At 53.0% G+C, this 13,881-nt stretch carries 13 protein-coding genes; 6 read left to right on the top strand and 7 right to left on the bottom strand.

The window, feature by feature from the left end:
* Positions 1–151 precede the first annotated feature (151 nt).
* Entirely contained in the window at positions 152–583 is a 432-nt protein-coding gene (locus WKR14_RS08885) for an acyl-CoA thioesterase (RefSeq protein WP_025011189.1), read from the top strand.
* A 237-nt stretch (positions 584–820) separates the two neighbouring features.
* Positions 821–1,486 (top strand): response regulator transcription factor, encoded by a 666-nt coding sequence (locus WKR14_RS08880; RefSeq protein WP_101055823.1) that lies wholly within the window; start codon positions 821–823, stop codon positions 1,484–1,486.
* 23 nt (positions 1,487–1,509) lie between these two features.
* Here WKR14_RS08880 and WKR14_RS08875 read toward each other — a convergent pair whose 3' ends face one another.
* From WKR14_RS08875 to WKR14_RS08865, 3 genes are all read right to left on the bottom strand, one after another.
* Positions 1,510–1,971, bottom strand: a complete 462-nt coding sequence (locus WKR14_RS08875) for a hypothetical protein (RefSeq protein ID WP_339087648.1) — start codon at positions 1,969–1,971, stop codon at positions 1,510–1,512.
* 177 nt (positions 1,972–2,148) lie between these two features.
* Positions 2,149–2,985: an S-formylglutathione hydrolase gene (gene fghA, locus WKR14_RS08870; protein ID WP_335917687.1), complete on the bottom strand. Its 837-nt coding sequence runs from the start codon at positions 2,983–2,985 to the stop codon at positions 2,149–2,151.
* Positions 2,986–2,995: 10 nt separating this feature from the next.
* The gene (locus tag WKR14_RS08865) at positions 2,996–4,120 is read right to left on the bottom strand and encodes an S-(hydroxymethyl)glutathione dehydrogenase/class III alcohol dehydrogenase (protein ID WP_028781420.1); all 1,125 of its coding nucleotides are present in this window, start codon (positions 4,118–4,120) and stop codon (positions 2,996–2,998) included.
* A 132-nt stretch (positions 4,121–4,252) separates the two neighbouring features.
* On the opposite strand from WKR14_RS08865, the gene WKR14_RS08860 reads away from it, so the two are divergent.
* Positions 4,253–5,146, top strand: a complete 894-nt coding sequence (locus tag WKR14_RS08860) for a LysR substrate-binding domain-containing protein (protein WP_162206223.1) — start codon at positions 4,253–4,255, stop codon at positions 5,144–5,146.
* A 205-nt stretch (positions 5,147–5,351) separates the two neighbouring features.
* Here WKR14_RS08860 and WKR14_RS08855 read toward each other — a convergent pair whose 3' ends face one another.
* On the bottom strand, positions 5,352–5,855 hold the full coding sequence (locus tag WKR14_RS08855; RefSeq protein ID WP_224866902.1) for a YaiI/YqxD family protein: 504 nt from the start codon (positions 5,853–5,855) through the stop codon (positions 5,352–5,354).
* 446 nt (positions 5,856–6,301) lie between these two features.
* Here WKR14_RS08855 and WKR14_RS08850 point away from each other — a divergent pair, with 446 nt between their 5' ends.
* The 3 genes from WKR14_RS08850 (at position 6,302) to WKR14_RS08840 (ending at position 9,225) form a co-directional block, all read left to right on the top strand.
* Complete coding sequence (locus WKR14_RS08850; RefSeq protein ID WP_025010500.1) at positions 6,302–6,529, top strand: hypothetical protein; 228 nt, start codon at positions 6,302–6,304, stop codon at positions 6,527–6,529.
* 26 nt (positions 6,530–6,555) lie between these two features.
* Entirely contained in the window at positions 6,556–8,793 is a 2,238-nt protein-coding gene (locus WKR14_RS08845; RefSeq protein WP_339087647.1) for a TonB-dependent siderophore receptor, read from the top strand.
* 108 nt (positions 8,794–8,901) lie between these two features.
* Positions 8,902–9,225, top strand: a complete 324-nt coding sequence (locus WKR14_RS08840; protein WP_339087646.1) for a hypothetical protein — start codon at positions 8,902–8,904, stop codon at positions 9,223–9,225.
* A gap of 428 nt (positions 9,226–9,653) precedes the next feature.
* On the opposite strand, the gene WKR14_RS08835 is transcribed toward WKR14_RS08840, so the two are convergent.
* From WKR14_RS08835 to WKR14_RS08825, 3 genes are all read right to left on the bottom strand, one after another.
* Positions 9,654–10,343 carry a helix-turn-helix transcriptional regulator gene (locus WKR14_RS08835; protein ID WP_165564946.1) on the bottom strand — a complete coding sequence of 230 codons (690 nt, stop codon included), beginning with the start codon at positions 10,341–10,343 and terminating at the stop codon, positions 9,654–9,656.
* 226 nt (positions 10,344–10,569) lie between these two features.
* Positions 10,570–10,953: a VOC family protein gene (locus tag WKR14_RS08830; protein ID WP_226565772.1), complete on the bottom strand. Its 384-nt coding sequence runs from the start codon at positions 10,951–10,953 to the stop codon at positions 10,570–10,572.
* A gap of 413 nt (positions 10,954–11,366) precedes the next feature.
* Entirely contained in the window at positions 11,367–13,835 is a 2,469-nt protein-coding gene (locus WKR14_RS08825; protein ID WP_339087645.1) for a VolA/Pla-1 family phospholipase, read from the bottom strand.
* Between the last annotated feature and the right edge of the window lie 46 nt (positions 13,836–13,881).

Raw genomic sequence — 13,881 nt, 5'->3', positions numbered from 1 at the left:
AAAATAGCCCCACACTCTCCGCCTCGGAGATGCCGGGGCTTTTTTGTGCTCTGACTGTTTCCACAGCACCCGTTGAAAGCAAACTGTCAATCCGCCTTTGGTCGAACTATAATACCGCCCCTGATTTTCCAGCATAACCAGAGGTTGCCGTATGCCAGAAACGACACAGAGCCAATATGAAGTGGCCGTAGCACGCCGAATTGAACAAGCCGAGGCTCGGGTGATCAAGGCGGTTTTCCCGTCTATTACCAATCATCACAACACACTGTTTGGCGGTGAAGCCCTCGCCTGGATGGATGAAACCGCCTTTATCGCCGCCACCCGCTTTTGTCGCAAGACCCTGGTCACCGTCAGCTCAGACAGAATCGATTTCAAAAAGCCGATCCCTGCCGGTAGCCTGGCAGAACTGATCGCCCGGGTGATCCATGTGGGCAACACCTCAATGAAAGTCGAAGTGAACATTTTTGTAGAAGATATGTATCAGGATAAGCGTGAGCACGCTATCCGCGGCGTCTTCACCTTCGTGGCCGTCGATGAAGACAGAAAGCCAACCCAGATCTGGAGTGATGATCTGGCCAACTAGACCCTGTTCGCTTATTTCACATAATCCGAGCCTGTTTCTGGCAACAGGCTATGTAAGTTTTATCCTGCAATCCTGTTTGCCGCTGAAAAGGCTTTTATTGACTGTCGTTCTCGACTAAAGTCTAAAAGCGACAGTAACAAAAAGTCACTTAAAGCCTGATAAAGCAATAGGATTATTTGTCACTTTTCTGTTACATTGACCCTTCTTCAGCGTGCAGAGCCATAACCATAACAAGCCATGAAGCCAGAAAACTTAAATATTATCATCGCCGATGATCACCCATTATTTCGCAATGCCCTGCGCCAAGCGCTTAACAGCGGTTTCTCCAATACCCGCTGGTTTGAGGCCGACAGTGCCGATGGGCTGCAAAAACTGCTTGAGCAAACTCATCAGGACTATGATCTGGTGCTGCTGGATCTGCAAATGCCGGGCTCCCATGGCTACTCCACTCTTATCCATCTGCGCGCCCACTTCCCCGAACTGCCGGTGATAGTGATTTCAGCCCATGAAGATGCCGCCACCATCAGCCGTGCCCTGCACTACGGCGGCGCCGGCTTTATTCCCAAGTCAGCTTCGATGGAAACCTTTATCGACGCGATAACCGCAGTAATGTTCGGCGATATCTGGCTGCCTAAAGGCATAGAGTTGATTGAAATCAATGATGAAGAAGATACCGACAAGGTGGCCGGCAAGCTCTCTGAGCTGACGCCGCAGCAATACAAGGTGTTACAGATGTTTGCCGAAGGCCTGCTCAACAAGCAGATAGCCTACGACCTGGGCGTATCCGAGGCGACCATCAAGGCCCACGCCACCGCTATCTTCCGTAAGTTGGGGGTTCGCAACCGCACCCAGGCCGTGATAGCGCTGCAGCAACTGGGAATGGAAAAGGTCGAGATCAACTGATCTCACCGCTTCCCAAAGATTTTTCAGTCTTCCATGGCGGCACATTTGCCAAGATAGATGATTTCCGGCGCGCTCGGGCACAACACCTCGACACACTCATCGCCGGTACAAATCAGGTGTGACCAACCGTCACTGTGACCATGGAAGAAACTGATTGGGCTTTCACGCGACCAGGCGTGATCTTTAATCAGGCGGCTGTTGCAACCCTGTTCGTCCCCAAGCTCGCTCAGCGCCTGCCAAAGCTCCAGCAATCCATGTTCATCCAACATACGAAACGCACTGACCGAGTGATAATGCAGCCGATAGCGCCCTTCACTCGGTAAATGAAACAATTCCAGACTGAGATCCACCCCTGGATGGGGTTTATTCTTAATTTGATAGCGTTTGCCACTGCGAAGCTGCAACAAGAAATCACCGCCCCAGAAGAGCCCGGTAATATAGAGATCCCCCTGCTCGAAGGGTGTCTGCCATCTGCCTATTTTCATGCTCCCTCCCGTTAATCCCTGCGCTCGTTAATTCCCCTCAGATAAAAGTGGGGTAAACAAGAAAGTACTCAACAAGCGGATACCGGGCAATGGCCGCTATAACGCATAAAAACGCCGCCGGGGCAAACCCTAGGCGGCGCTGCATTTAAGTGACTGAGCGTTTTAGAGGCTCAGCGTTTACAAGCCCAGATGGCTGGCATGAAACTTAAGCTGCTCGTCGATAAATGAGGCGATAAAATAGTAGCTGTGATCATAGCCGGGGTGGCTGTGAAAACTCAGCGCAATTCCAGCATCAGTGGCGGCGGCCCGCAAGGCCTGTGGCAGTAACTGCTCGGCCAGGAACAGATCACTCTCGCCCTGATCAACCCGCATCGGTAGCCCTTTGGCACCACTTTTTATCAGCTCTACCGTGTCATAGGCCTTCCAAGCCTCCCTGTCGCTGCCAAGATAGGCTGCAAACGCCTTCTGGCCCCAAGGGCACTGGCTAGGATGACTGATGGGGGCAAAGGCACTGGCGCTGAGATAACGGCCCGGATTTTTAAGGGCTATCATCAGCGCGCCGTGGCCGCCCATTGAGTGGCCGGCAATGGCGCGCTTATCCGATACCGGAAAATGCTGTTCTATCAATGCCGGCAACTCATCTACCACATAGTCATACATACGATAGTGGCTGCTCCAGGGAGCCTGGGTAGCATTGACATAAAAACCGGCCCCCAACCCCAGATCGTAGGCGGCATCATCGGCATCGGCCACACCTTCTCCGCGCGGGCTGGTATCCGGGCAAACAATGGCCAGCCCCAGCTGAGACGCGAGGCGCTGGGCCCCGGCCTTTTGCATAAAGTTTTCATCCGTACAGGTCAACCCGGAGAGCCAATACAGCACAGGTACCTTTTGGCTATTGGCCTGCTCCGGCAGATAGATGGCGAAACGCATCTCACAGTTCAGACTGCTGGAGTGATGACGATACTGCTTGTGCCAGCCTCCAAACGACCTGTTGTTACTGATATTTTCCATCAGAAGGTCCTCAGAAGTGGATCACACTGCGAATGCTCTTGCCTTCATGCATCAGCTCGAAGGCTTCATTGATATCTTCAAGCCCCATGGTGTGGGTGATAAAGTCATCCAGCTTGAATTTACCGGCCAGATAATCTTCCACTATGCCAGGCAACTGTGAGCGTCCTTTGACACCACCGAAAGCCGAGCCTTTCCACACCCGGCCGGTCACCAGTTGGAAAGGTCTGGTGGAGATCTCCTGCCCGGCACCGGCAACCCCAATGATCACTGACTCGCCCCAGCCCTTGTGGCAACACTCGAGCGCCGAACGCATCACATCCACATTGCCGATACACTCGAACGAGTAATCGACGCCGCCGTCGGTCAAATCCACAATCACCTGCTGAATAGGCTTGTCATAGTCTTTGGGGTTGATGCACTCGGTCGCCCCCAGCTTCTTCGCCAGTTCAAACTTGGACTCATTGACATCTATGCCTATGATGCGACCGGCCTTGGCCATCACCGCGCCAATCACCGCCGACAACCCTATGCCGCCGAGCCCGAAGATGGCCACGGTGGCGCCCTCTTCCACCTTGGCGGTATTCATTACAGCGCCCATGCCGGTAGTAACACCGCAGCCCAGAAGGCAGATCTCTTCCAGCGGCGCCGACTTGTTGACTTTGGCCAGGGAGATCTCAGGCAATACCGTATATTCAGAGAAAGTCGAGCAGCCCATGTAGTGGAAAATTGGCTTGCCGTCTTTGAAGAAACGGGTGGTACCATCCGGCATCAGGCCCTTGCCCTGAGTCTCGCGGATCTTCTGACACAGGTTGGTCTTGCCGGAGCGGCAGAACTTACACTCACCGCATTCAGGCGTGTAAAGAGGAATAACATGATCGCCCACCGCCACACTGGTGACGCCTTCGCCGACCATCTCCACTATGCCGCCGCCCTCATGGCCGAGAATGGCCGGAAACACACCTTCTGGGTCGTCGCCGCTCAAAGTAAAGGCATCGGTATGACACACACCGCTGGCAACAATGCGCACCAATACCTCACCGGCCTTGGGCAACATCACATCCACCTCTTCCATCTTCAACGGTTCACCGGCGGCCCAGGCTACGGCGGCGCGGGACTTGATAAATTTGTCTGTCATTGTCGCTTCCTTCTGTTGTAATTGATTCGGTATCGAACCTCTTGGCTCATAAACCGGATGCCAACATTGTATTTATTCCCAAATAAAAGATAATCAGCCAAATATACAAATCACTTTTACTGAGAAGTAATAATGAACCACTGGGAAGGGATCAGCGAATTTATCGCCGTGGCCGAGAGCCAGAGCTTTACCCGCGCCGCCGAGCGGCTCAACTTGTCTGTGGCGCAGATAAGCCGCCAAATCGCCGCGCTGGAGAAACGCCTGGCGAGCAAACTCTTCTATCGCACTACCCGTAAGGTGTCGCTCAGTGAAGAGGGCCAGCTTTATTATCGCCACTGCCGTTTGCTGCAAGATGGCATAGAGGAAGCCGAGCGCGCCCTTGGCAGTTTGAAACAAACCCCGCAGGGCTTGCTGCGGGTGACGGCGCCGGTCACTTACGGCGAGCAATTTATTCTGCCACTACTGAATGACTTTCTCTGCCTGCACCCCAAGCTAGATCTGCAACTGGATCTCAACAACAAGACGCTGGATCTGATTGATGGCGGTTATGATTTGGCGATTCGACTGGGTAAGCTGGCGGATTCCAGCTTGATGGCGCGGCGTCTTGGCAGTCGCCGCAATTATGTCTGCGCCAGCCCGGAGTATCTGGCCAACCACGGCGTGCCCCACACTCTGGGCGAGCTGCATCGGCATCAATGTTTACTGGGTAACCACCCTTACTGGCGTTTTATCGAGCAGGGCCAGGAACGTCAATGGCGTTTGAGTGGCCGCTTGGTGTGTAATTCTGGCCCTGGGTTATTGGATGCTGCTCGCAAAGGGCTCGGGCTGGTGCAACTGCCCGATTATTATGTCGGCGAGGATCTCGCCAGCGGTGCCCTGGTATCAGTGCTTGAGGCTTACCAGGCGGCGCCTGAGGGTATATGGGCCTTATACCCACAGAACCGCCATCTGTCGCCCAAGGTCAGCCTGCTCTTGGACTTTTTGCAGCAAGCGCTGCCGGAGGCGCCGGATCTGGCCGATTCTTGAATGGATGCCCTGCCTTGAATGGAGCGTTAAGTCTTTAGAGGGTGACAGGTCTTGAGCTGCAGCCAAATCTTAAATCGGAACTGAATTCTGTATCGGCTTTGAATCTTGCATAGCCGCTAAACTTGCGAGCCACTCAGCTTTCGAATCGCTGAGGTTTCAAATTTCCAGGCTTTTGATTCTCTGAGCGAACTATGGCTTGGCAGGCTTACCCCTGACGCGTCTTAGCGCGCTGCCAGTGCAGCAGATATTTATCCAGCTCATTGGCAAAGGCCTGTCTATCTGCCTGGCTCAACTTGGGACTGCCACCGGTATCTATACCGCTGGCACGCAGGGTATCGAGAAAGTCCCGCATATTGAGACGGGCACGCACATTGTCGCGATTCAGCAACTCACCGCGGCTATTGAGCGCCTTGGCGCCCTTGTCTATCACTTCGGCCGCCAGCGGAATATCATTGCTTACCACCAAATCACCGGCCTGACACAGGCGCACGATTTCGTTATCAGCCACATCAAACCCCTTGGGAACTTGTAAGGTTTTGACACTGGCAGCACCTGTGATCCTGAGCGCCTGATTGGCGACAAAAGTGACATTGATGCCGGTACGCGCCGCCGCCCGCACTAACATCTCTCGGATCACTACCGGGCAGGCATCGGCATCGACCCAGATTTGCGCCGGACAAGAGGCCTGATAAGGATTATTCTGCTGCACTGACATTCCTTCTATGACAGCAAGGCATTTCATCACGACAGATGCTCTTATTGATATCTGACTTTGCCTTGCACCGAAATTATGTGCGTCATTTTATACTATTCCGGCTGAAAGTTTGATTTTTCAAGTACGCGGTTTAAAGCGATATATATGAGATAAATTACGTTAACGTGAGACTCATTCACAAATAACCTAAGTAAGGTGCGAACAAGTCCTCGTGGCCTTCTCTTTTGTAGAGAGAGGCTTGCACTGCAACTGGCATTCAAGGCATCTGATTGGTGGCACGCCGGGGCCTGCCTGAGTCAGATAACGCAGAAAATCGCAGCCGCAATATCAATGTGAATATTGAAATACCTGTAACCCACTTTCCCCCTCCACTGTAAATTCAATTGCGAACCATTTTTATTTGCAATTAAAATACAGCTTCATTCTGGAGGCCAAATAATATGGAAACGTCCCCGCTGTTGTTGCGCTGTAACCAACTGCTTTGGTGTGAGGGATTGGTCTTGCTGGCAATCATGCTGGTATTGGCCAGTTTTGGGCTGGATGCCCGACTGTTGATCCTGCTGTTGGCACCTGGCTTGGTGCTGTCTTTGGCCTTGGGATACCAACCCGGCAAGAAGACGCTCAGCCTGGTGTTTGCCTGCTGGATCCCTGTCTGGTGCCTCATTTAACCCCTTGAGTTTTATAGGAGAATGTTATGCCCAAATCCACGGCTCGGATGAGCCTTGTTGCCGCTGCTGTCTGCAGTCAATTGCTGCTGATGGGAGCCACCTTGGCCGAAGAAGCCCAGATGGAGCGTATGGTGGTCAGTGCCAACCGTACCCCGACCCAGATAAGCGAGCTCTCCGGCACAGTTTGGTTAATCGATGAAAACAGCATCCGCGAGCAGATAAACAGCGGCAAAGGCGTGAAAGAGATGCTGGCCGCCCTGGTTCCCTCCATGGACGTATCCAGCCAGGGCCGGACCAACTTTGGTCAGAACATGCGCGGCCGCGCTATGGTGGTGCTGATAGACGGCGTATCCATGAACACCTCCAGAGGGATCAGCCGCCAGCTGGACAGCATAGATCCCTTTAACATCGCCCGCATTGAAGTCTTGGCCGGCGCCTCAGCCCTCTATGGCGGTGGTGCTTTGGGCGGCGCTATCAATATAGTAACCAAAAAAGCCGCCGACAGCCTGGATACCTTTGAAGCCGAGGCAGGTTTCAAATCGGGTTTTAACGGCAGTGATGACTTGGATTACCGCACCGCCTTTGCCGTGGCCGGTGGCAGCGATACCCTCAAGGGACGTTTCAGTGCCGCCTGGCAGGAAAATGGCCAGTGGTTCGACGGCAGCGGCAATCAGGTGATGCCGGATATCACCCAAACCGGCATGCAGTACACCCAAGGTTATGATCTTATGGCCAACCTGGATTGGAGCCTCCCTAACGATGCTACCCTCAGTGCCCTGGTGCAGTTTTACAACAATGAGTCCGATGGCGACCACGGCCTCTATATGGGGGAAAACTTCAGCGGCGTCACCTCAGATGCTTCCCTGCTCGAAAGCCGCAAGGGGTTGAATGCTGATCGCAGCCCCAAAACCGATCGAACCTTACTGAACCTCAACTATACCCAGGCTGACTTTCTCGGCCAAACCTTGTACCTGCAAGGCTTTTACCGCAAGGAAGATCTCGACTTTCACCCCTTCCCTTACGTCAGTGAAACCCTCGGGGTTTACAACTTCTCGGCCTCGTCACAAAACACCGGCATTTATGGCCTGAAAGCCGTGTTGGAATCCAGGCCCAGCGACAGCCTCAAACTCACCTGGGGCATCGACTGGGACAAGGAGAGCTTCGACTCGGATCAGATGAGTTTTGATCTCGACGCCGCCAACCAGAGTGGCGGTTTGACCATGAAGGAACTATTCACCACAGGCCGATATGTCGACTTCAGTGTCGAGTCCATCGCAGCCTTCCTGCAGAGCAGTTGGGATATCAACGACTATCTGGTGCTCAACGCAGGTTATCGTTATCAGCAGATGGACAACAGCGTCGATGACTTTATCGGCTATAACCAACAGGTGGCAATTGCCCAGGGTAAGGCGCCGGGCGCCGATGCTATCAAGGGCGGCAGCACAGACTACCATGTCGGCCTGGTTAACCTGGGCTTGGTGGCTAAACTGAGCCGGGATCAGCAACTGTGGCTCGCCTACTCGCAAGGCTTTGAGCTGCCGGATCTGTCCAAATACTATGGTCGCGGCAGCTATCAGGCCGATGCCGATGATTATCTGCAGCTAACCAACAGCATCAATATCAATGATTCCCGCCTCGATGGCATCAAGACAGACTCCTTTGAGCTGGGCTGGCGCTATCTGGCCGACCGTTGGCAGGCCCAGGCCAGTCTGTATTACGCCATCTCGGATAAGGTGATTGAGGTCAATCGCAGCGATCTGACCATAGAAGTCAAGGACAAGGATAAACGCACCTATGGCCTGGAAGCCCAGCTGAACTTCGATATCAGCAGCGCCTGGCAGGTGGGCAGCAACCTGCATCTGGTTCGCAGTGAAATCAAAAATGGCGCCGACTGGATTGATGAGACAGTCACCTATGCTTCACCTTCCAAGGCCACGGCCTTTATCGCCTGGCGCGGTGACAGCCAACAGTTAAGATTGCAGGCCGAGCACAGCTTCAGCGCCGACTCTGACTATCGCTTCAACGCAAATGATGGCCAGAGAAGTGAGTTAGACAGCTATACCACTTTGGATCTGCTCGGCTCCATCGAACTGGCGGTCGGCACCCTGAGCTATGGCATCGAAAACCTGCTGGACAAGGACTACAGCACCCTTTGGGGCCAGCGAGCCGCTTACTTCTACAGCCCGACTTACGGCCCAGAGAAGATGTTTGACTATCACGGCCGTGGCCGCACTTTTGCCATCAATTACCACCTGAGCTGGTAAATAAGCCTCAAAAAGCGTCGCCCCTGCGGCGCTTTTTCTCTTTTGCGCTTGTCAGCTCATCTCGGATCCCTTAGTTTGTGGCGGCCATTTTATTTACAGGGAAGTGTCATGCTACTTTTAATCGCGGCGATTATGATTGTCCTGCTGCGCCGTCTGCTCAAGGCCGATGAGCCCTTTCAGGGCTATGAATGGCTCGCGATTGCCACCTTGGCTATTTATCTGCTCTGTTACTTCTACCTGCCGCCATTTGCACCGGCAAGCTACCAGAGAATGGGGTTACTGTACGAGATGATCCCAAGCTTCAGCCTAGGCGCCATCCTCTTTCCCGAACTGGGTTCACGCTACCCGGAAAAAGTGGTTTGTGTTTTGGGCGGTCTTGGACTGCTGACCTGTGCTGTAATACTGGCAATATTCAAACTGAGCGTTTGGTAGGCCGGCCCTGGGATTAAACCGGAACCTCTGGTTTAATGGCTGAGGAAGCTAACAGCGACGGCTGAGAACATATGCAGCCCTCGCTCACCTTGGCCAAAATGAAACCGGCTCTCTTCGCAACCGACCATCTGAGAACTTCAATTAACTCATCACCGAAAGCCTCATAGGCTTTTTGCATCTCATGATAAGTCGCCACCGCTTCACTAAAATCCTGCTTACGCTCTATCTCATTAGCGTAAATGACTTACCGGGGCGGAAAGATAAATACCCTGGGGTAATAAACAAGCTCACGGCAATGACTCAGCAAACTCTCGGGAATGGATTATTGCGCCAGCAGGCTTGTAAGTGTGGGAATCCAGCATACTGGGGTCAAAAAAGATAATGCCAACATATTAATGCCGCGTCATTTATAAGGGGTAGTCTTGGCTTTACGCCTGGTTTTGATAGTCGGTTTCCATACGGCGAACAAAATCTTCCATCTCTTGCCCCGGGGTGATAGGAAAACGCTGCGGCAGCTGTGACAGATTAACAATACGGTCCACCCGAAAGGAGCGAAAATCTTCTCTCAGTTCGCACCAGGCCAGCAAAGTCCAGGTGCCGCGCCAAAAGTAGATCGCCAGCGGCCTTATCTTGCGCTGACTGGCACTGCCTTTGACATCCTGATAGTCGAGCAGCACAAAATGGCGAAGCCTGGCGGCAATACGTAACGGATCCAGGTAGACAAAATCTTGTTGATCAAGGTAGAAATCCGGTGAAAACATCAAACTCTGCAATGCACGTAAACGCTCCGGCACCACGGCTTCTACCTTGATAAGCGCCTGTTTGGCTGCCTTGCCAAGTTCATTACCGCCCCAGGTCTGCACCATACGGATCCCCAGTTGGATCGCTTCCAGTTCAGCCTCGTTGAACATCAAGGGTGGTACACTCACCTCCTGACGCAGCAGATAGCCCAGTCCCGCCTCCCCTTCGATGGGGATCCCGCTGAGACAGAGATCCTGAATATCCCGATAGATGGTTCTGACCGACACTTCCAAGCGCTCGGCCAATACCGCCGCCGTGGTCAAACGGCGATGGCGCAGTATCTGCACTATCTGAAACAAACGGTCAGCGCGGCGCATGACTTATACCATTCCTTAAAAATGTTCGATTTGCCACCGAAGAGCGAATTGAAAAACCGCGCATCCGGCGCAGGCCTATGTCGCTGTAGCCAGACAAAACTTCCATTGCCCTATTTGCTTCTACCTCTTTTCATCCTCGCAGAATAAGTAAACTTCGATGCAAAATGGGCTGACGCCATACAAGACCGACAAAACATCGGTCTCGATAAAGATAACTGCGCTGAGCTTACAGCTGCATGGCCCACAAGCCAAGTCGGTTGCCTTCGGAATCGGCTATTTGAGCACAATAACCACATTCACCTTCCTTGATAGCCATAGGCGGTAACAGGATCTGCACCCCTTGTGCTTCCAACTGACCTATAGTAGTACTCAGCCTGTCGCCCAGGTTGAGATAAACCACTGAGGCCGTCAATGAAGGTGCCATTTTTGGGTGTTTGATCAAACCTAAACAAGCGCTATCACTACTGGTACGGCTGACACTGACATACTCGCAATCAGGCATAGGATCTTCGCTGCAGTACAGTCCCAAAACCTCTTGATAAAAATGCTTGGCGCGGGCCATATCAGCAACCGGGATCTCACTCCAGACCAAAGGGGTTTCTGTTGACATTTTATCTTCTCCATCTTAATTCAATTATCACGGGAGGCTCATCCTCCAGTGCCTTACACACTTGGCTATCAGTGCGACAGCAAGTATGCACCTGTGCTACTGACAACCTGTTGTCAGTAGTTGATGTGAAGATACGAATAAACTTTATGTGGCTATCGACTGAGGTTGTCTTCCCCCAAATATGTCGTTTGTCAGTGCGATCATCATATTTCTGAGCTTAAGTCATACTTTGATTACTGATGAAGTTATCTCTCTGATACGAATTAAATACTGAACCAGAGTCAAATTACACATAAAAAAATCCGATGACTATAAGTCATCGGATTTTTTAGTGCTTTTCGAAATCATTTGCCATGACTTGGCTACTTCAAGTGCTGCGTCTGCTCATGGAGAAACTTGTACTAAATAGCGCTTCAGCCGCCACAACTTTGCAAGACTGACGGGTTTGTCACCAGAATACTGGCACCATCTTTACCGGCAGAAGAAGCAAAAATAGAGACCTGAGACTGCATTTCCGCTGTCGCCTGGGCTGCCATGCCATCGGTCACGCCCGGAACTTCAGATGGGTCGATGAGCGAGCTGTGATGCCCCTTGGCAAAGCGCACGGCGCCACCACCTGCACTGGTCTGATCGACGCAGTTAAGCCCCAGAGTCGCAATCAAAGGCTCAGTGCCGGACAGCGGGAAGCCCGCGACAGTACCGGGCAGAACCTGATCGCCCTTGTTACCAGCACCATCACCGACGATTTCCACCAGATGAACCGGCAACCCAGTGGCCTTGAGCATGGCAGTCTGGTTGATAGGATCGGCCGACTCTATCCCGGTTTGCACCGCAAAGGCGAAGGTAGGGATAAATTCGGCGTATACCTCCTGAACCAGAGCTTCATATTCGGCCGAGCCCGGCTGATATCCTTGTTTATTGGCCGCATTCACCAAGGCCTTGAAGGTATCGGAAGCCGTCACATTGGCAAACAACAAAGGTGCAAAGGTGGCAGAACCGGCGAAAGAACCCGCCAAGCCGCCGCTCGGCGCCACCAAAGAGGCCCCCTTGATGCCATAGTAGTTGGGCAACGCTGTGCCGGATGCAGGGTCTTTCAAACCTGTGCTGGCATAGGTCGCGAAGTTAGTGCCGACAATGGCGCCAAGGCTGAGCCCCTGAGCGGTTATCTGGCTATTGTCAAACACCTGAGGCGCGCCCATTTCGGCCAATTGCGCCGACATCCCTGTTATCGCGGCTCTAAGCGCCAGATGATCCATGGTCGCCTGACGGAAGTTATCCCGTACCGACAACGTGCTTTCTATATTGACAAATACCAGCGGATTGCCGTTTTGGAAGGCATCCGGCTTACCGATAACATTGCCATAGGCAGCACCTGAGGCCGACACTTCATAGATGCCGTCACCATTGGCATCGAATGAACGGGCACCGTGCAGCGGCATATCTATGGCCAGCGTAGCTACACCGGCAGCGGCATAACTACCGGCATAGGCCAGCGACATCTCTTTGCCGCCACCAAGACCATGCAGCGCTATTGAGGTAGGCCAGCCACTGGTTGGTGGCGTGAAAGGCAAGCCCTGGCTGGCATAAAATGCCGCAAGCTTAGTGGCGTTGGGCATGGAGATCAGCACAGGCACAGTTTCGTAGTTGCGAATAGCCGGAATAGGATTAAAACGGGTCAGGTGCTTAGTCTTATCGACTGCACTGTCATCATCCAGTTTCCACGCTTTGCCGGCCAACAAGGAAGGGTTGGCCAGTGCAGCGGCGGGATCTATATTGTAAGCCATCGCCTGGGCGGCAAAGTTCTCCTGGCTCAGAGTACCGGCCTGCAACGCCAGCAACACAGATACCGGGCTGTCGCCCTGGGCTTGCCAGTAACCGTTAATGCCGTCACAGCTTGCCGATGAACAAGTGCCGTAAACCGGCACTTCAATGGCCGCTGTGTAGACATCGGCCAAATCCGCCAATACATAGGCTATGCCGTCAGCAGGGGTGAGCCCAGCTGCCATCGCCACTGTATAGCCGGCTGGAGTCGGAGTTTGCAGCCACTTGGGCGCATAGGGTGAACCGGGTTGCAGCATCAGCAGCTTGGTGGTTTCATAAACATCGGCCACCGACTGGGTGGTAAACAGGCCTGAATAGGTAATGCTTTCCTTGTCGACGCCATGAGCCGCCGCCATGCCCTTCTCATAACTGTTTACCAGAGTTTGCAGCATCAATTGATCGGCAGTTTCCAGCGGCGCTGTGTCGATATCCAGTTTCAACAGGCCATAGGTGTAGGAAGGCGCTATCGGGCGCGCGGCCGAATCCATAATGAGTTTAGTGGTGGCGTAGATATAAGACTGAGCTGGCTTAAGTGGCTTCAGTGGCACAATAACTATCTTGTTGCCGGATGCTTGAGTGATGAAGTCTTCCCCCCAAACCAGCTCTTCACCCACTTCACAGGCAGAAACCGAAGGCTTGGCCTGGCACTCGGCTTTGGAAGAAAGCGGGCCGCCGCTGACGGCTTCAAACATTCTCACCGCTCCTGGCTGGGCCACGGAAGATGCCAGCAGGCTCAGGGTATTGCCGCTGTTATCTTTGGAAGGTTCAATATCTATGGTTATCGGTTGCGTGGTTGACCAGCCATCCAGCGCGCCCAGCGCCAGCTGCGGATTGGTATAGTCACCGGAGGCTTCTCCGGGAATATTCAAGGTACCGTCTGTGGTGCCGTTGAGCAGTAGGTCGTTTGGCAAGGGAACTTCAGCTTTGGCAGGATCAAACACCAAATGGGACTCAGGGATGAGCGGCTCCGTCTTATCCTTAAGTTCGTTATAGCTGTCTTCACCACATGCTGTCAGTCCAAGTGCAGATGTGATTGCAACACCCAAAATGAGTCTTTTCATCTTTTTTCCCCAAATCTTGTTGTAATAATTTTGTTTTCCCCAAGAA

Origin of the sequence: Shewanella chilikensis (assembly GCF_037953065.1) — a bacterium.
Taxonomy (GTDB): Bacteria; Pseudomonadota; Gammaproteobacteria; order Enterobacterales; family Shewanellaceae; genus Shewanella; species Shewanella chilikensis.
The sequence above is the reverse complement of the archived record's forward strand: the minus strand, read 5'-3'. Positions and strand labels throughout refer to the sequence as shown.